Source organism: Microbacterium sp. LWH13-1.2 (assembly GCF_038397735.1).
In the GTDB taxonomy this organism is placed as follows: domain Bacteria; phylum Actinomycetota; class Actinomycetes; order Actinomycetales; family Microbacteriaceae; genus Microbacterium.
In genome coordinates this window covers 1021435-1038299 of sequence record NZ_CP151635.1, presented here as the reverse complement: position 1 = coordinate 1038299, position 16865 = coordinate 1021435, and the positions used below count along the sequence as shown (strand labels likewise).

Below are 16865 nucleotides of genomic sequence, written 5' to 3'. Positions count from 1 at the left end.
GCTATTCCGCGGGAGCGTCCGATGTGGAGGACGACTCGTCCGCCACCTGCACGACGACGAGGGTCACGTTGTCGCGCCCACCGTTCTCGAGGGCAGCGGAGAGCATCGCGTCCACCGCCGCCGCCGGGTCGGCGTTCTCACGGAGGAAGTGCTGGATCCCGTAGTCCGTCAGCTCTTTCGTGAGTCCGTCCGAGCAGATCACGAAGCGGTCGCCTGCGCGCACGTCGAGAGTGACGTAGTCGGGAGCGGTCAACTCGCTCGCCCCGACGGCACGAGTGATGACGTTGCTGTAGGGGTGCCCTTCGGCTTCCTCCGGGCTGATCTTGCCCGCGGCGATCAGCTCCTGGACGACCGAGTGGTCGGTGGTCACCTGGACGAGGCGGTCGTCGCGAAGAAGATAGACCCGCGAATCACCGATGTTGAGTGCGGCCCAATGCGGCTCGTCGTTCTCGAACTCCAGGAACACTCCGGTGAGCGTGGTTCCCGTGCCCTCGTCGGTCGTCTCCGGGTGGTCGGCGATATCGCCGACGGCCAGCTCGAGCGCGCCTTCGATGGAGCCGCGCTCGACGGACCCCGACGCGACGACGGCCTCGAGCCTCTTGACCGTGCTGTGGCTCGCGATCTCACCTCCGGCATGACCGCCCATACCGTCTGCGACGATGAACAAGGGGTAATCCGCGAAGAACGCGTCTTGATTCGTCTCGCGTCTCCGGCCGACGTCGGTGACGCCCGCCCAGGAGAGCAGCAGCGGGCGCTGCGCAACCGTGACGCTGCGCGTCTTCGTCGTCGTGTCAGACACTCGTCGCCTCCGAAAGTCCTGCGGGTCGGGCCTCGCCGGGATACTCACACATCGTAGTGGACACCGAGACGCTCGAACTCGCGCCCACGGGTCTCGGCGTCGCGAGCAGAGCGGCGGCGCCGTCCCGGCGTTGCGAAGTGAGCATTCCCCCACGCTATCGCCTCGACCCGATGCACCTGGAATCGGCGGAACACGATCACGATACGCAACAGAGCCCCCGACCGGAGTCGGGGGCTCTGCATCACGTGATCAGGCCGGAGGCTGCGTGGGGTTGGTCGGCGGCGCGGGCGGGGCTGCGGGCGGCGCCGGCGGGACCTGCGGAGAGGCAGGGGGTGCCGACGGGGCTGCCGGCGGAACGCCAGGAGCCGACGGAGCCGACGGAGCCGCGGGAGGCGCGTAACCGGGCTGAGCAGGCGGCGCGTAGCCGGGCTGAGCCGGAGGCGCGTAGCCCTGAGGAGCGGGAGGTGCGTACCCCTGAGGAGCGCCGTAGCCCTGCGGTGCACCGTAGCCGGGGCCGGCCGCCGGACGCGGCTGCACGGGGATGCCCTGCCAGACCGTGCGGTCGGCGAGGAAGCCGTTGTTCGCCCACGATGCCGGAGCGATGTTCGGGTTCCAGCGCGACTTGTCGAAGGCGTTGATTCCGAGCCAGACGAGAGAGAGGAAGACGTACAGGATCACCCAGACGGAGTCCTTCTGCAGCTTGAGACCGACGCGCCACGCGGCGAGGACCGCGACGATCGCGAATCCGATGGCGACCAACCAGCCGAGAACCGGGATCCAGGTCAGCAGGCTGGCGAAGACGAGCCACGGGCTCACATCGCCGAGCTTGAAGAAGATCATGAGGTTGTAATACGGAACCCAGGCACGCCACTTGCCCTCGACGCCGGCCTTCTCGAAGATCTTCATGAGGAAGAGAGCGCTGAGCACGTAGCCGCCGATGGCGAACACGAAGATGAAGATGCCGTAGATGACCCAGAAGGCGGCCGCTGCGGCTCCGCCTCCGTCGTAGTTATACGATGACGCGATCGCCGCGCTTACGTCGCCGATAAATGAGAACATGAACCCCTCCGGATCCGATGGAGCAGACGCCTTGCGCGCCGCGACACCCACCATAGCGGGGTCCCGATATACGGGGCAACGACACACGCAGGAGAGCCCTCCTGCGTGACACTGCGTCACTCCGCGACGACGAACTCCAGGATTCCGGGCTCCCGCGCGTCTCGGAGCACGATATCGCGCGACTCGGCCCACCTACGAAGGGTGCTCAACGAGCGTACGCGCGGACGGTCTTCGGCAAGCGCCCTGGTCAGCAGCCCTTTGGACTTCTTGTTGAAGTGGTTGAGCGCACGCCCATGCTCGGTCACCACCCGCACGTAGGCGGAGGGGACGGAAGCAGGCACCGGCCCGAGTGCGACGTAGGCCTCGCTGCGCAGGTCGAGGACGAACGCCGGGTCCTCCCCTGCGATCGCCGCGGTCGTCGCGTCTGCCCAGTGGCGGCGCAGCGCCGGTAGCCCGGGCAGCGACGTGCCTGCCGCCAGCCGGTAGGCAGGGATGGCATCGAGAGCGCCGATCGGGCCGAGCGGCGCAGAATGGATCCACGCATGCGAAGCGAGCCACCGGCGAGACGACGACGAGAGCGTCTGCGCGTCGAGCGCGTCGTAGAGCACTCCCGTGTAGCGATCGACAGCGGGCATCGTCGAGGCGGAGCGCAGCATCCGGTTGTGGACGATGTCACCCGCCTGCCTCGGGCTCAGCTTGAGCACTTTGAGCGCACCTGCCTCGTCCGCAGCGAGGTCGACGAGCGCGTCGATCACGGCATGACGCTCGTTGTGCAACCCGGGAAGCGCCAGTGCGCTGACATCGAGGGGTGCACCGTTCCCGCCGGGGCGCTTCGTCTCTGACGGGGGAAGCAGGATCTTCATGGGACCTCGGGAATGCAGACGCGTCCGCCTCGGCTCCCCTGGGGGCGCCGAGGCGGACGCGATGAGCTGAACTGATCAGGCGATGAGAGCCGCGTTGCCCGCCACGATCGTCAGGACGTCGCTCTCCATCGAGAGGAAGCCGTCCTGTGCGTTGGCGAGCACCTTGGTGCCATCCGTCTGCGTGATGCGGACCTCGCCCTGGGCGAGGATCGCCAGAACCGGCTCGTGGCCGGTCATGAAGCCGATCTCACCTTCGACGGTCTTGGCGACCACGAGGCTCGCCTCTCCCGTCCAGACCTCCGCGTCCGCGGAGACGAGGCTGACATGCAGCGCCATGGTCAGCCGTTCTCCTTCTGGATCTTCGCCCACTGCTCTTCGACGTCGGAGATGCCACCGACGTTGAAGAAGGCCTGCTCGGCGACGTGGTCGAAGTCACCGCGCGTGATCGCATCGAAGGACTCGATGGTCTCCTTGAGCGGGACGGTCGAACCCTCGACGCCCGTGAACTTCTTTGCCATGTAGGTGTTCTGCGAGAGGAACTGCTGGATGCGACGTGCACGCGACACGACGATCTTGTCCTCTTCGGAGAGCTCGTCGACACCGAGGATGGCGATGATCTCCTGCAGTTCCTTGTTCTTCTGAAGGATCTGCTTGACCGTGGTGGCGACGCGGTAGTGATCCTCGCCCAAGTAGCGGGGGTCCATGATGCGCGACGTCGAGGTCAGCGGGTCGATGGCCGGGTACAGACCCTTCGACGCGATCTCACGCGAGAGCTCCGTGGTGGCATCGAGGTGGGCGAACGTCGTCGCCGGGGCCGGGTCGGTGTAGTCATCGGCGGGCACGTAGATCGCCTGCAGCGAGGTGATCGAGTGGCCACGGGTCGAGGTGATGCGCTCCTGGAGGAGGCCCATCTCGTCGGCGAGGTTCGGCTGGTAACCCACGGCGGAGGGCATGCGGCCCAGCAGCGTGGAGACCTCGGAGCCTGCCTGCGTGAAGCGGAAGATGTTGTCGATGAAGAGCAGCACGTCCTGCTTCTGCACGTCACGGAAGTACTCCGCCATCGTCAGAGCCGAGAGGGCGACGCGCAGACGCGTTCCCGGCGGCTCGTCCATCTGGCCGAACACGAGGGCCGTCTTGTCGAAGACACCCGCCTCTTCCATCTCGTGGATGAGGTCGTTGCCCTCACGGGTGCGCTCACCGACACCGGCGAACACCGACACACCACCGTGGTCCTGCGCGACGCGCTGGATCATCTCCTGGATGAGGACGGTCTTTCCGACACCGGCGCCACCGAACAGACCGATCTTCCCACCGAGGACGTACGGCGTCAGGAGGTCGATCGACTTGATGCCGGTCTCGAACATGGTGGTCTTCGACTCGAGCTGGTCGAAGTTCGGAGCCTTGCGGTGGATCGGCCAGCGCTCGGTGACTTCGATCGTCTCGCCGGGCTCGAGGTTCAGGACCTCGCCGATCACGTTGAAGACCTTGCCCTTGGTGACGTCGCCGACGGGGACCGAGATGGCCTCACCGGAGTCGCGCACCTCCTGGCCGCGGACGATGCCGTCGGTCGGCTTCAGGGCGATGGCGCGAACGAGGTCGTCGCCGAGGTGCTGAGCGACCTCGAGCGTGATCTCGACGGACTCGTCGCCGATCGTGATCGTGGTCTTCAGCGCGTTGTAGATGTCGGGGATCGAGTCGTGCGGGAACTCGATGTCGACAACCGGACCGTTGACGCGTGCGACGCGCCCGACGACCGCGGTCGCCGGCTGGTCAGCCGTGGCGGTGGTGGTCATTTTCGTCTCTTTCCTGATGGTCTATTTGCTCGACGAGAGTGCGTCGGCGCCGCCGACGATCTCCGCGATCTGCTGCGTGATCTCCGCCTGACGCGCGTTGTTGCGCAGACGGGTGTAGTCGGTGATGAGCTTGTCGGCGTTGTCGCTGGCCGACTTCATCGCCTTCTGCGTCGCAGCCTGCTTGGCAGCAGACGACTGCAGGAGAGCGTTGAAGACGCGGCTCTGGATGTACACCGGCAGGATCGCGTCGAGGACTGTCTCGGCATCCGGCTCGAACTCGTACAGCGGGTAGACGGCGCTTCCCGCTTCCGAGTCATCGGCTTCCGCGATCTCCAGCGGAAGCAGGCGCACGGATTCCGGCGACTGCGTCATCATGCTGACGAAGCGGTTGTACACGAGGTGGATCTCGTCGACGCCGCCCTCGTCCGCACCGCGGGAGAAGTCCTCGAGCAGCGTGGCCGAGATCTCCTCCGCCGTGTGGAACGACGGGGTGTCGGTGTCGCCGGTCCACTCCGCGGCCGCCGCGATGCGACGGAACTGGAAGTATCCGACGGCCTTGCGACCGACGAGGTAGAACACCGGCTCCTTGCCCTGCCCGCGCAGGAGCTCCGCCACCTCGAGACCCTCACGGAGGATCTGCGAGTTGAAGGCTCCGGCGAGACCGCGGTCCGACGAGAAGATCACGACCGCGGAGCGGCGGATCGTCTCGGGCTCGCGGGTGAGCGGGTGGTCGACGTTCGAGTGCGTCGCGACGGCGGACACGGCCCTCGTCACGGCTCGCGCGAAGGGGCTGGACGCCTTGACGCGTGCCATCGCCTTCTGGATGCGCGAAGCCGCGATGAGTTCCATCGCCTTCGTGATCTTCTTGGTCGTCTGAGCAGAAGAGATCTTCTGCTTGTAGACCCTGAGTTGAGCGCCCATGAAATCAGTTCCTCACGCGATTACGCGCGACGACCCTTGACGATCTTCTCCTGGTTGACGTCCTCAGCCTCGGCTGCAGCGTGCTCCTCGTGACCGGGAGCGCCGATGGCCTGCCCCTTGCCACCCTGGAACTCCAGGAGGAAAGCGTCGGTGTGCTTCTCGAGCTCAGCCACCGTGTCGTCGTCCAGGACGTTGGTCTCGCGCAGGGTGTCGAGGACCTTCGTGTTGCGACGGAGGTAGTCGAGCAGCTCGCGCTCGAAACGCAGGACATCAGCGACCTCGATCGTGTCGAGCTTGCCCTTGGTTCCGGCCCAGATCGAGACGACCTGCTCCTCGACGGGGTACGGCGAGTACTGCGGCTGCTTGAGCAGCTCGGTCAGACGCGCACCACGGGAGAGCTGACGACGCGACGCCTGGTCGAGGTCGGACGCGAACATCGCGAAGGCCTCGAGCGAGCGGTACTGAGCGAGTTCGAGCTTGAGCGTTCCCGAGACCTTCTTGATCGACTTGACCTGAGCGTCACCACCGACTCGCGACACCGAGATACCCACGTCGACCGCAGGACGCTGGTTGGCGTTGAAGAGGTCGGACTGCAGGAAGATCTGGCCGTCGGTGATCGAGATCACGTTGGTCGGGATGTACGCCGAGACGTCGTTGGCCTTGGTCTCGATGATCGGAAGACCGGTCATCGAGCCTGCGCCGAGCTCGTCGGACAGCTTCGCGCAACGCTCCAGCAGACGGGAGTGCAGGTAGAAGACGTCACCCGGGTAGGCCTCGCGGCCCGGCGGACGACGCAGCAGCAGCGAGACGGCGCGGTAGGCCTCTGCCTGCTTCGACAGGTCGTCGAAGATGATCAGGACGTGCTTGCCTCCGTACATCCAGTGCTGGCCGATGGCCGAACCGGTGTAGGGAGCCAGGTACTTGAAGCCGGCGGGGTCGGAGGCGGGAGCTGCCACGATCGTGGTGTACTCCAGGGCGCCGGCCTCTTCGAGCGCGCCCTTCACCGAGGCGATGGTCGAGCCCTTCTGGCCGATGGCGACGTAGATGCAGCGCACCTGCTTGTTGACGTCGCCGGACTCCCAGTTGTCCTTCTGGTTGATGATCGTGTCGATCGCGATCGCGGTCTTGCCGGTCTGGCGGTCGCCGATGATCAGCTGACGCTGGCCGCGGCCGACGGGGATCATGGCGTCGATCGCCTTGATGCCGGTCTGCATCGGCTCGTGAACCGACTTGCGCTGCATGACGCCGGGCGCCTGCAGCTCGAGCTCACGCGAGCCCTCGGTGACGATCGAGCCGAGGCCGTCGATCGGGTTTCCGAGCGGGTCGACGACGCGCCCCAGGTAGCCGTCACCCACGGGAACGGAGAGGACCTCACCCGTGCGGGTGACCTCCTGTCCTGCTTCGACACCGGTGAAGTCGCCGAGGACGACCACACCGATCTGGTCCTGGTCGAGGCTCAGCGCGAGGCCCTTGGTGCCGTTCGCGAAGGCCACGAGCTCGTTGGCCATGACGCCGGGCAGGCCCTCGACGTGCGCGATTCCATCCGCTGCGTCGATGACGGTGCCGACCTCGGTCGCCGCTGCCCCGGTGGGCTCGTAGGCGGCGGCGAAGTCCTTCAGCGCGTCACGGATGACGTCGGGGCTGATCGATAGTTCTGCCATTGTCTTCCCTTTGTATCTGGGTGCGCGGTTCCCCGCGCGAAGTCGTGTTAGCCCGCGAGCTTCTGGCGAAGGTCGGCGAGTCGAGCGGAGATGCTGCCGTCGATGACGTCATCGGCGATCTGCACACGCAGACCTCCGACGACGGCGGGGTCGAAGACCTCGTTGAGGGATACGTTGCCGTCGTAGCGGCGCGAGAGTGCGGCGCTCAGACGCGTGCGCTGCGCGTCGGTCAGCGGCTTCGCGGTGTGCACCGTCGCCACCACCCGATCGCCCTGGTCAGCGACGATGCGCGTCGCCCGCGACAGCATCTGCCGGATGCGACGCTCACGCGGCTGGCGGACCAGCGACGAGACGATCAGCGCGGCGGCGTCGCTGACGCCGCCGGCCAGAAGCCTCTCGACGAGTGCGCCCTTGGCGTCCTCTCCCCCGAGGCGGGTTCCGAGCGCGAGCTCGAGATCCGCGTTCGCGGCGATGACCCGGGAGAAGCCGAACAGCTCTCCCCCGATGTCGGCCTGGGGACTGGAGATCGCCGCGGCACGGATGGCGAGTTCCTCGACGCCGTCGACGAGCTGCGACGTGGAGGACCAGCGCTGAGCGACGACGGTCTTCAGGACGTTCTGCACGTCCTGGGAGAATCCGCCGAAGACCGCGGACACGACGTTCTGTCGCGCGTCTGCCGGAGCCGAGGGATCGGTGAGCGCGCCGCTCAGCTGAGACGACTCCGCCACGGTCCTGGCAGCTGCGAACAGCTCCCTGGCCGAGTCGAGAGTGACGTCCTTCGCTGCGGCAAGCGACTGAGTGGATGCCGCGAGTGCCTGAGTGGTCGCGCTGCCCATTACTGAGCCGCCTTCTCGGATGCTTCGAGGTCGGCGAGGAAGCGGTCGACGACCGCCGTCGCGCGAGCATCGTCCGAGAGCGTCTCGCCGACCACGCCACCGGCGAGGTCGATGGCGAGCGAGCCCACCTCGCTGCGCAGCGACACGAGAGCGGTCTGACGCTCCGCCTCGATCTGCGTGTGCGCGGTCGCCGTGATGCGAGCGGCCTCGCTCGACGCGGTGTCCTTGGCTTCGGCGACGATCTTCTTGCCGTCCTCACGGGCGGCCTCGCGGATCTCTCCGGCCTCGGTGCGCGCCTCGGCGAGCTGCCGGGTGTACTCCTCGAGCGCGGCCTCAGCCTGCTTCTGGGCCTCGTCGGCCTTGGCGATGTTGCCCTCGATCGCGGCGGACCGCTTGTCGAGCATCGCCGTGAACTTCGGAAGGGCGACCTTCCACACGACGACGAGGATGACGAGGAACCACAGGCCCGACCAGATGATGTCGTACCACGCAGGGATCAGCGGGTTGTGTGTTTCACCCTCTGCTGCGAGGTTCGTGACAAGAGCGTTCAGCATCCTGTCTCCTTCAGAAGTCGGTAGAGATTACGGGAAGGGGATGAATCCGACGGCGATGCCGACGAATGCAAGCGCCTCGGTGAAGGCGATACCGATCCACATGAGGACCTGGAGGCGGCCGGCCAGCTCGGGCTGACGAGCGACACCCTCGATGGTCTTGCCGACGACGATGCCCACACCGATGGCCGGGCCGATTGCGGCGAGGCCGTAGCCGACCGAAGCGAGGTGACCGTTGATGTCTGCGAGAACCGTAGTAGCGTCCACGGGTTTTTCCTTTCGTTGGGTGGGACGGCAGTTGCCGACCCGCTCAGTGCTCTTCTGCGACCGCGAGCTGGATGTAGACCGCGGTGAGGACGGTGAAGACGTATGCCTGGAGGACGGCGACCAGAATCTCGAAGAGAGTGAAGGCGCCGCCGAAGGCGAGGGTTCCGACACCGAGGGCGGCCCAGCCGCCACCTGCGGTGAAGAAGAAGAACTGGGTGGCTGCGAAGCACAGCACCAGGAGCATGTGACCGACGACCATGTTCATCAGCAGTCGGAGCATCAGCGTGACGGGCCGGATGATGAAGGTCGAGAGGAACTCGATCGGCGTCACGATGATGTAGACCGGCCAGGGCACGCCCGCCGGGAACAGCGCGTTCTTGAAGAAGCCCAGCGGGCTCTTCCTGATGCCCGCGTAGATGAAGGTGATGTAGCTCACCAGTGCGAGCGTCAGCGGCACGGCGGCGATGCTCGTTCCGGCGATGTTCAGGAACGGGATGATTCCCGTGATGTTCATGAACAGCACCATGAAGAAGATCGTGGTCAGGATCGGCAGGAACCGGTTTCCGTCCTTGCGCCCGAGGAGGTCGTGCGCGATGTTGGAGCGGACGAAGTCCAGCCCCATCTCGACGACGCTCTGGAAGCGGCCGGGGACGATCTTCATCCGACGGGTTCCGAGAACCAGGATCAGCACGACGGCGACCACCGCGATGAACTGGACGAGGTGGATTCGATGGACGGGGATACCCGCCACAGTGAAGAGGATCTCCGGGAAGAACTCGTCGATCGAAGGTCCGTGGAACTCGCCGTCAGTGGCGAGTTTGGGCATCAGGGTCGCAGCAAGATTGAACAGCGCGGGCTCCAGCTTCGGGGCACCGGTCAGAACCGGGGCGACGATGGTCGGTGTGCTTCAAGCGCAAGCGCTCGCGAACGAGCGGCGGGCACGTCATAACACTATCAGAATCTGAGGGTGTCCTAAGACCGCGGGGCGTCTTCTGCCGACCCTTCTTCGTCGTGGGACTCGGGGATCAGGTTGTGGCGTCCGGGGGCACGATCCTCGGGCACGACGGTCGGCAGCGGGATGCCCGGGGCATGGTCGGCCGGCGCCTGCGTGGGCAGCGACGCGTCGCTCACGTTCGGCAGCCGCATCTTCGTGATGACGATCACATCGATGACGAGGGTCGCCACGACGCCCGTGACGATCGAGAGGAAGAACACCATCGGACTGACCCACGGCTGACCGCTCAGAACGATCATGATCACCACGAACAGCCCGAGCTTGAGCAGCCAGCCTCCCAGGACGATCGCGAAGAACAGCTGCACGTAGAGCGGGTCGCCGAACCAGCGGTTGGCGATCAGGATGCTGAGCGCGGTGATCCCGAGGAACAGCATGGCGAGCACGACCCCGAGCAGGCCGCTCACGAGACCCTCCACGCCGTCGACGAGAAGACCGATCCCGCCGGCCACGAGCGCGAGGACCACCATCGAGAAAGCGGACCAGAGCAGCGTCCTCCGCAGGATCGGATTGCTGGAAACGGGGCTCGGGCTCACGGGGACTCCACGGGTGTCGGGTCGGGCTCAGCAGACGCCGCGGACTTCCGTCGGCGCAGAGGATTCAGGGTGATGACGAGGCACGCGGCGATGCCGACGACTCCGAAGGCGACGCCGGGGATGTACTGGCCTGGCCAGTCCTCACGGGCGCCGACGTACATCAGGAGCACGGCGAGGGAGATCACCGCAGTCCAGGCGTAGAAGATCAGGACGGCATCGCGGTCGCGGTGTCCGAGGTCGAGCATGCGGTGGTGCAGGTGCTTGCGATCGGGCGAGAACGGCGACTTGCCGGCGTTCATGCGTCGGAGCACCGCGAGGCCGAAGTCGAGAAGCGGCAGCAGCACGACCAGCAGCGGCAGCAGGATCGGGATGAAGGCTCCGAGGAGCTGGGAGCGTCCGAGGCGCTCAGGATCGAGCGCCGACGGCTCCAGCTGACCGGTCACCGCGATCGCCGAGGTGGCCATCAGCAACCCGAGGACCAGAGCGCCGGAGTCTCCCATGAACAGCTTCGCCGGACTCCAGTTGAACGGCAGGAATCCGAGGCACGCGCCGATCAGGACCGCTGCCAGGAAGGAGGCGAGGTTGAAGTAGCTGGAGGCGCCGGTGTCGCGGGTCAGGATGTAGGAGTACGCGAAGAAGACTCCGTTGGCGATCAGGCAGACACCGGCGACCAGCCCGTCGAGGCCGTCGATGAAGTTGACCGCGTTCATCACGATGACGATCGCGAACATCGTGATCGTGATGCTCAGCCAGCTGGAGAACACGATCAGGTCGCCGAACGGCAGAGACAGGATCTGCAGCCCGCCGCCGACCGTGATGATCCCGGCGGCGAGGAACTGCGCGCCGAGCTTGATCATCCAGTCGAGATCCCAGAGGTCGTCGACCACGCCGACGATCGCGATCAGCAGCGACGCGGCGAGGATCGACCACATGGTCTGGGGCGGCATCCACATGTTCGCGAAGAACGGGTTCGCCGCCGACACCCCGATCGCCGCCGCGATGCCGAGGAAGATGGCGACGCCACCCAGACGCGGGGTCGGCGTGGTGTGCACATCCCGCTCGCGGATGCTCGGGTAGAGCTTGAACCGCAGGCTCAGCCGCCAGACCGCCCAGGTCAGCGCGAACGTGATCGCGGCGGTCAGGATGATCGTGAAGAGATACTGCTTCACGAATCCCCGTCCGATTCCGCAGGCTCTTCAGCGGGCTCGAGCAGATCGCCGAGCACCTCCTCGAGCCGCTCGCGGCTGACCGCGCCGGTGCGGAGGATGCGTACGCCGCCCGTGGTCGGCTCGGCTCCACGAGGGACGAGGGATGTGGCGTCGACGATGGTCGAGGCGATGCCGTCGCGGCTCACGCCGTCGGCGAGGTAGACGGACACGCTGTCACCGAGCATCCGCTCGGCATCGAACGCCGAGATCGCCGCATCGCGACCGGTCAGGTTCGCGCTCGACACCGCGAGCGGACCGGTCTCGGCGAGCAGCTCGAGAGCGACACGCCCTTCGGGCATGCGCACGGCGACGGTGCCCTGGGTCTCCCCCAGGTCCCAGACGAGCGACGGCTGGGCCGGCAGCACGATCGTCAGGCCGCCGGGCCAGAACGCGTCGACGAGTCGTTGCACGGGCTCCGGCACCGACTCCGCGAGCGCGTGCAGGGTCTCCTTCGTGCCGACGAGGACGGGCGGTGGCTGATCTCGTCCGCGGCCCTTCGCGTCGAGGAGTCGCTGCACCGCGGCGGGCGAGAAGGCATCGGCGGCGACGCCGTAGACGGTGTCGGTGGGCATCACGATGAGTTCGCCGCGGGCTATGGCCTGGCGGGCGTGGCGCATGCCGGCGAGGAGCTGGGACTCGTCGCCGCAATCGAAGATGGAGGACATGACGATCCGATTCTAGTTGGGGATGCCTGGGCGGTTCGTGTCCGCTTTCAGGGGCGCAGAGCGGTCGTGGCCCGATCCCGCAGGGTCAGGTCGCGGTGCGTAGCCGCTGCGCGCCATCCGTCGCGGGTGAGGATGCTGCGGATCTCCTCCCCCTGCAGCTCCCCGTGCTCGATCACGAGCAGTCCGCCCGGATGCAGGAGCTCGAGGGCGCGGACGCTGAGGACACGCACGATGTCGAGGCCGTCCTCTCCCCCGTACAGCGCCATCGTCGGATCGTACAGCCGCACCTCGGGGTCGCGGGGCACGGCGGCGTCAGGCACGTACGGCGGGTTCGAGATCACGACTGACGCCGTGCCGTCGAGATCGCCGAAGGCGTGGGCGAGGTCCTCGTTGACCAGCGTCAGGTTGTCGACTCCTGCGGTGTTCCTCGCCGCCCACGGATAGGCATCGGGAGACAGCTCCGTCGCGAAGATCCTGGAGTGGGGCACCTCGGTCGCCATGGCCAGCGCGATGGCCCCGCTTCCGGTGCCGAGGTCGACGCCGATGGGCTCGGGCGACGACGATCCCAGAAGGGCGTCGATCGCGTACTGCACCACGGTCTCGGTCTCGGGCCGGGGGACGAAGACGCCGGGTCCGACCGCGAGCTCGAGGTGCCGGAACGGCGCCGTCCCGGTGATGTGCTGCAGCGGCTCCCTCGCCGAGCGGCGAGTGACGGTCGCGTCGAAGGCGACCGCAGCGTCGTCGGCGATCGCATCACCCCTGATCACGGCAGCCTGCACCTCGCCCCGCCGCACACCGAGGATGTGTCCCGCCAGGAGCTCCGCATCGACGAGCGGATCCGGGACCCCGGCCTCCGCGAGTCGTCGGGCGGCGGCGTGCACCGCGGAGGCGAGGGAGAGATCAGGCATGAGCACAAGCGTAGAGCGCGGGAAGGTGTCATATTGCCCGACCCCCAAGGGTGCTCGCCTAGGCTGGAGCCGCAGTCACCCCGCACAGGAAGGCTCTCCCCATGCCCGGTATCCACTCCGACATCACCAGCGCGTTCGGCAACACTCCTCTGGTTCGCCTCAACCGGGTCACCGAGGGTCTCGGCGCGACCGTGCTCGCCAAGCTCGAGTTCTACAATCCGGCGTCGAGCGTCAAGGACCGGCTCGGCATCGCGATCGTCGACGCTGCTGAGGCGTCCGGCGAGCTGAAGCCCGGGGGCACGATCGTCGAGGCGACCAGCGGCAACACCGGTATCGCACTGGCGATGGTCGGTGCAGCACGCGGCTACAAGGTGATCCTCACGATGCCCGCGTCGATGTCGAAGGAGCGGCGCATGCTCCTCAGGGCTTTCGGAGCCGAGCTCGTCCTCACCGACCCGACGAAGGGCATGACGCACGCGATCTCCGAGGCTGAGGCCATCGCCGCCCGGACGCCGGGTGCCGTGCTGGCGAAGCAGTTCGCCAATGAGGCGAACCCCGCCATCCACCGCCGGACCACAGCCGAGGAGATCCTCCGCGACACCGAGGGCTCCGTCGACTACCTCGTCGCGGGCATCGGGACCGGCGGAACGATCACCGGGGTCGGCCAGGTGCTGAAGGAGCGCGTCCCGGGCGTTCAGATCGTCGCCGTCGAGCCCAAGGACTCCCCCATCCTGACCGAGGGACACCCAGGACCGCACAAGATCCAGGGCATCGGACCGAACTTCGTGCCGCCGATCCTCGACCGCGACGTCCTCGATGAGGTCATCGACGTCACCTTCGACGATGCCATCCGGGTCGCACGGGAGACAGCGAGCAGAGAGGGCATCCTCGTGGGCATGTCGAGCGGTGCCGCCATCTGGGCCGCTCTGCAGGTCGCGCAGCGTCCGGAGGCCGCGGGGAAGACCATCGTCGTCATCATCCCCTCGTTCGGTGAGCGCTACCTCTCGACCGCTCTGTACGAGCACCTGCGGGAATCCTGATCCGTCGATGGGCATGATCGGCCGAATGCGCGAGGACATCGCGGCAGCTCGACTTCGCGACCCGGCTGCTCGCAGCGCAGCAGAGGTGGCGCTCCTCTATCCCGGACTGCACGCCATCTGGGCGCACCGCGTCTCGCATGCGCTCTGGCGTAAGCGCCTCCGTCTGCTCGCACGCGCGACGTCGCAGGTCGCGCGCTGGCTGACGGGCATCGAGATCCACCCCGGTGCGCAGATCGGGCGGCGATTCTTCATCGATCACGGCATGGGCGTGGTCATCGGAGAGACCGCCGAGGTCGGCGACGACGTGATGCTCTACCACGGGGTGACGCTCGGCGGCCGGACAAGAGACTCCGGCAAACGGCATCCCACCCTCGGCGACGGCGTCGCCGTGGGCGCGGGGGCGAAGATCCTCGGACCGATCACGATCGGCGAGGGATCGGTGGTCGGGGCGAACGCCGTGGTCACCCGCGATGCCCCCGCCGACAGCGTCCTGGTCGGGATCCCTGCGAAGGCTCGGGCGCGCATCCTCGGCGAGGACACCAAAGCGATGCTCACCGCGCCCGACTACTCCATCTGAGAGTGCGTCCGGCGTCGGAACGGACGCCTCAGCGAGCCCGCGACTTCTCGACCTTCTTGCGCAGGAAGATGAGAGGCAGCAGCACGCTGCCGAGCGCCGTGACGAGCCACACGATCACGGCGCCGAGCAGCCAGCCGGTGAGATCGACGATGCGCAGGCCGCCGATCGGCAGCAGCACGACGACGACCAGGGCGATCAGAGTCGACACGATCCCGATGCCGCCCATCAGCACCGGCGCATAGCGGTCGGCGATCTTGCTGACCCAGGGAGCGAGCACGCTCTGCACGATCGCGAAGATCAGGATGCAGATGACGAAGCCCCACCACTTGTCCCACTGGATCTGGAAGCCGTCGAGCACCAGATCGGCGACGATGAGGCCGAGACCTGCGGACACGACGTACAGGAGCGCGCGGAAGAGGAACGTGATCACGGGCTGAGCCTAGCGCCAGGGCGCGGAACCACCGGGAACCGCAGTGCGATCGTGACGAGCGCGCGGAATCCTTCGGAGCACTGCCGCGGGGAGCCGGAGCATCCGGCTCCCCACGGCCTCCCTGTCACTGCGCCACGAAGAAGGGGATGGCACCGGACAGGATCCCGACTCCGAGCATGACCAGCGACACCACCGTCGCACGCCACAGCACCTTCCGGTGATGATCGCCGAGGTTGACGCTCGCCAGCGAGACGAGCAGCAGGATCGCCGGCACGAGCGGGCTCTGCAGATGCACGGGCTGTCCGATGATCGACGCGCGCGCCATCTCTACCGGGTCGATCCCGAACGCCGCAGCGCTCTGCGACAGCACAGGGAGGATGCCGAAGTAGAACGCGTCGTTCGACATGAAGAACGTGAACGGGATCGACAGGAGGCCCGTGATGGGCGCGAGGAACGGTCCGAGCGCCGGAGGGAGAACGTCGGTGATCCAGGTCGCCATGGCGTCGACCATGCCGGTACCGGACAGGACCCCGACCAGCACGCCCGCGGCGATCACCATCGACACGACCCCCACGATGCTCGGCGCATGAGCGACGATCTCGGACGCCTGATCCTTGATCCCGCGGAAGTTGACGAGGAGGGCGACGGCGGCGCCGACCATGAAGACGTACGGGAGCGGCATGATGTCGAGAACGAGCAGCACCATCACGGCGACCGTGAGCGCCAGGTTGAACCAGATCAGCTGGGGTCGGAGCGTAGGCCGGGCAGGGTCGAGCATGGTGTCGGCCATCGCGGTGTCCGCGAGGTCGACGCTCGCGGCGGCGACGGGGCCGCGTCCGCCGGACACCACGACGATGTTGCCGGTGCGCAGCGCCGCGCGGGCACCGGGTGTCGCATCGGAACCGCGGAAGAGCTTCGGAAGCGTCGAGAGCGCCCCGCCGTCAGCTCCGGTGAGCCGCCCGTCGGAGTCGAGCCGTCCGAGCCGTCGGCGCTCCTGCAGCCCGAGCATCCACGCGAAGCCCAGCGTCACCAGGATGCCGACGCCGAGTGCGGGGAGCATCGGCACGAAGATCTCGGTGGGCTGCAGACCGAGGGCCGTCGCCGCTCGCACGGTCGGGCCGCCCCACGGCACGATGTTCAGCGTGCCGTTCATGAGTCCGGCCACGCAGGTGAGCACAACGGGGCTCATGCCGAGCCGCAGGTAGATCGGGAGCATGGCCGAGGTCGTGATGATGAACGTCGTCGATCCGTCCCCGTCGAGGGAGACAGCGCCCGCGAGGATCGCCGTGCCCAGCACGACCTTCGCGGGGTCGTCGCCCAGCAGACGCGTGATCATCCGGATGAGCGGATCGAACAGGCCGACGTCGATCATGATGCCGAAGAACATGATCGCGAACATCAGCAGCGCGGCGGTCGGCGCCATGGTCGCGATCGAGTCCAGGATCATGTCCCCGAGGCCGAGGCCCGCACCGGCGAAGAGGCCGAAGACGGTCGGGACGAGGATCAGCGCCACCATGGGCGTCAGACGCTTCGTCATGATGAGCGTCATGAACGCCAGCACCATGGTGAAGCCGAGGAGGACGAGAACCCACTCCGGCGGCACGAAAGCCACGTCGTACGTGGGCGCCTCTTCTGCGGCCGCGGGCAGGCCGATGAGCATGTCGGGCATACGGTGACTCCTTCGTCGTCGCTCCGTCATCTGCGACGGATCCTGACGAGACTAGGGAATACGTCGACTG

General features: G+C 67.0%; 19 protein-coding genes. 2 read left to right on the top strand and 17 right to left on the bottom strand.

All coding sequences use genetic code 11. The annotated features are described in order from the left end of the window. Window position 1: 1 nt before the first annotated feature. The 15 genes from MRBLWH13_RS04730 to prmC all read right to left on the bottom strand — a co-directional run bounded on the left by MRBLWH13_RS04730 (window position 2) and on the right by prmC (window position 13079). Complete coding sequence (locus MRBLWH13_RS04730) at window positions 2-799, bottom strand: protein phosphatase 2C domain-containing protein (protein ID WP_056509278.1); 798 nt, start codon at window positions 797-799, stop codon at window positions 2-4. A 249-nt stretch (window positions 800-1048) separates the two neighbouring features. Continuing rightward, window positions 1049-1858: a large exoprotein gene (locus tag MRBLWH13_RS04725; protein WP_341957142.1), complete on the bottom strand. Its 810-nt coding sequence runs from the start codon at window positions 1856-1858 to the stop codon at window positions 1049-1051. Window positions 1859-1974: 116 nt separating this feature from the next. Further along, a complete protein-coding gene (gene yaaA / locus MRBLWH13_RS04720) occupies window positions 1975-2721 on the bottom strand; it encodes a peroxide stress protein YaaA (RefSeq protein WP_341957141.1) in 747 nt (248 codons plus the stop codon). Between the two features lie 75 nt (window positions 2722-2796). Further along, window positions 2797-3057, bottom strand: a complete 261-nt coding sequence (locus MRBLWH13_RS04715) for a F0F1 ATP synthase subunit epsilon (protein WP_056308253.1) — start codon at window positions 3055-3057, stop codon at window positions 2797-2799. 2 nt (window positions 3058-3059) lie between these two features. Further along, window positions 3060-4514 (bottom strand): F0F1 ATP synthase subunit beta, encoded by a 1455-nt coding sequence (atpD, locus tag MRBLWH13_RS04710; RefSeq protein ID WP_045255375.1) that lies wholly within the window; start codon window positions 4512-4514, stop codon window positions 3060-3062. A gap of 21 nt (window positions 4515-4535) precedes the next feature. After that, entirely contained in the window at window positions 4536-5435 is a 900-nt protein-coding gene (locus MRBLWH13_RS04705) for a F0F1 ATP synthase subunit gamma (protein ID WP_053095762.1), read from the bottom strand. A gap of 20 nt (window positions 5436-5455) precedes the next feature. Continuing rightward, on the bottom strand, window positions 5456-7096 hold the full coding sequence (gene atpA, locus MRBLWH13_RS04700; RefSeq protein WP_341957140.1) for a F0F1 ATP synthase subunit alpha: 1641 nt from the start codon (window positions 7094-7096) through the stop codon (window positions 5456-5458). 47 nt (window positions 7097-7143) lie between these two features. After that, the gene (locus tag MRBLWH13_RS04695) at window positions 7144-7932 is read right to left on the bottom strand and encodes a F0F1 ATP synthase subunit delta (RefSeq protein ID WP_341957139.1); all 789 of its coding nucleotides are present in this window, start codon (window positions 7930-7932) and stop codon (window positions 7144-7146) included. Then, window positions 7932-8486 carry a F0F1 ATP synthase subunit B gene (locus tag MRBLWH13_RS04690; protein ID WP_056308258.1) on the bottom strand — a complete coding sequence of 185 codons (555 nt, stop codon included), beginning with the start codon at window positions 8484-8486 and terminating at the stop codon, window positions 7932-7934. The genes MRBLWH13_RS04695 and MRBLWH13_RS04690 overlap by 1 nt, the downstream gene beginning before the upstream one ends. Before the next feature lie 27 nt (window positions 8487-8513). Continuing rightward, the gene (atpE, locus tag MRBLWH13_RS04685) at window positions 8514-8750 is read right to left on the bottom strand and encodes an ATP synthase F0 subunit C (protein WP_042541851.1); all 237 of its coding nucleotides are present in this window, start codon (window positions 8748-8750) and stop codon (window positions 8514-8516) included. 43 nt (window positions 8751-8793) lie between these two features. Beyond that, complete coding sequence (gene atpB / locus MRBLWH13_RS04680) at window positions 8794-9576, bottom strand: F0F1 ATP synthase subunit A (protein ID WP_341957138.1); 783 nt, start codon at window positions 9574-9576, stop codon at window positions 8794-8796. Between the two features lie 146 nt (window positions 9577-9722). Continuing rightward, the gene (locus MRBLWH13_RS04675) at window positions 9723-10232 is read right to left on the bottom strand and encodes a hypothetical protein (RefSeq protein WP_341957137.1); all 510 of its coding nucleotides are present in this window, start codon (window positions 10230-10232) and stop codon (window positions 9723-9725) included. A gap of 62 nt (window positions 10233-10294) precedes the next feature. Continuing rightward, window positions 10295-11467: an MraY family glycosyltransferase gene (locus MRBLWH13_RS04670; RefSeq protein WP_341957136.1), complete on the bottom strand. Its 1173-nt coding sequence runs from the start codon at window positions 11465-11467 to the stop codon at window positions 10295-10297. Next, a complete protein-coding gene (locus tag MRBLWH13_RS04665) occupies window positions 11464-12171 on the bottom strand; it encodes an L-threonylcarbamoyladenylate synthase (RefSeq protein WP_341957135.1) in 708 nt (235 codons plus the stop codon). The genes MRBLWH13_RS04670 and MRBLWH13_RS04665 overlap by 4 nt, the downstream gene beginning before the upstream one ends. 47 nt (window positions 12172-12218) lie before the next feature. Then, entirely contained in the window at window positions 12219-13079 is an 861-nt protein-coding gene (gene prmC / locus MRBLWH13_RS04660; protein ID WP_341957134.1) for a peptide chain release factor N(5)-glutamine methyltransferase, read from the bottom strand. Window positions 13080-13180: 101 nt separating this feature from the next. Here prmC and cysK point away from each other — a divergent pair, with 101 nt between their 5' ends. Together cysK and epsC are read left to right on the top strand one after the other, a co-directional pair. Then, a complete protein-coding gene (gene cysK / locus MRBLWH13_RS04655; RefSeq protein WP_341957133.1) occupies window positions 13181-14119 on the top strand; it encodes a cysteine synthase A in 939 nt (312 codons plus the stop codon). Between the two features lie 7 nt (window positions 14120-14126). Beyond that, window positions 14127-14696 (top strand): serine O-acetyltransferase EpsC, encoded by a 570-nt coding sequence (gene epsC / locus MRBLWH13_RS04650; RefSeq protein ID WP_341957132.1) that lies wholly within the window; start codon window positions 14127-14129, stop codon window positions 14694-14696. A gap of 28 nt (window positions 14697-14724) precedes the next feature. Here the strand turns inward: epsC and MRBLWH13_RS04645 are convergent, their stop codons facing one another. Continuing rightward, window positions 14725-15126 carry a phage holin family protein gene (locus MRBLWH13_RS04645; protein ID WP_311243293.1) on the bottom strand — a complete coding sequence of 134 codons (402 nt, stop codon included), beginning with the start codon at window positions 15124-15126 and terminating at the stop codon, window positions 14725-14727. Window positions 15127-15250: 124 nt separating this feature from the next. Further along, window positions 15251-16795: a CitMHS family transporter gene (locus MRBLWH13_RS04640; RefSeq protein ID WP_056509240.1), complete on the bottom strand. Its 1545-nt coding sequence runs from the start codon at window positions 16793-16795 to the stop codon at window positions 15251-15253. Between the last annotated feature and the right edge of the window lie 70 nt (window positions 16796-16865).

Bases quoted from the DNA above. Each gene is read 5' to 3' on its own strand.
- MRBLWH13_RS04675 (WP_341957137.1), bottom strand. From the start codon at position 10,232: ATGGTGGTCCTCGCGCTCGTGGCCGGCGGGATCGGTCTTCTCGTCGAC.
- MRBLWH13_RS04665 (WP_341957135.1), bottom strand. From the start codon at position 12,171: ATGTCCTCCATCTTCGATTGCGGCGACGAGTCCCAGCTCCTCGCCGGC.
- epsC (WP_341957132.1), top strand. From the start codon at position 14,127: ATGGGCATGATCGGCCGAATGCGCGAGGACATCGCGGCAGCTCGACTT.
- MRBLWH13_RS04690 (WP_056308258.1), bottom strand. From the start codon at position 8,486: ATGCTGAACGCTCTTGTCACGAACCTCGCAGCAGAGGGTGAAACACAC.
- MRBLWH13_RS04705 (WP_053095762.1), bottom strand. From the start codon at position 5,435: ATGGGCGCTCAACTCAGGGTCTACAAGCAGAAGATCTCTTCTGCTCAG.
- prmC (WP_341957134.1), bottom strand. From the start codon at position 13,079: ATGCCTGATCTCTCCCTCGCCTCCGCGGTGCACGCCGCCGCCCGACGA.
- MRBLWH13_RS04695 (WP_341957139.1), bottom strand. From the start codon at position 7,932: ATGGGCAGCGCGACCACTCAGGCACTCGCGGCATCCACTCAGTCGCTT.
- atpA (WP_341957140.1), bottom strand. From the start codon at position 7,096: ATGGCAGAACTATCGATCAGCCCCGACGTCATCCGTGACGCGCTGAAG.
- MRBLWH13_RS04715 (WP_056308253.1), bottom strand. From the start codon at position 3,057: ATGGCGCTGCATGTCAGCCTCGTCTCCGCGGACGCGGAGGTCTGGACG.
- cysK (WP_341957133.1), top strand. From the start codon at position 13,181: ATGCCCGGTATCCACTCCGACATCACCAGCGCGTTCGGCAACACTCCT.
- MRBLWH13_RS04640 (WP_056509240.1), bottom strand. From the start codon at position 16,795: ATGCCCGACATGCTCATCGGCCTGCCCGCGGCCGCAGAAGAGGCGCCC.
- atpB (WP_341957138.1), bottom strand. From the start codon at position 9,576: ATGCCCAAACTCGCCACTGACGGCGAGTTCCACGGACCTTCGATCGAC.
- atpD (WP_045255375.1), bottom strand. From the start codon at position 4,514: ATGACCACCACCGCCACGGCTGACCAGCCGGCGACCGCGGTCGTCGGG.
- yaaA (WP_341957141.1), bottom strand. From the start codon at position 2,721: ATGAAGATCCTGCTTCCCCCGTCAGAGACGAAGCGCCCCGGCGGGAAC.
- MRBLWH13_RS04725 (WP_341957142.1), bottom strand. From the start codon at position 1,858: ATGTTCTCATTTATCGGCGACGTAAGCGCGGCGATCGCGTCATCGTAT.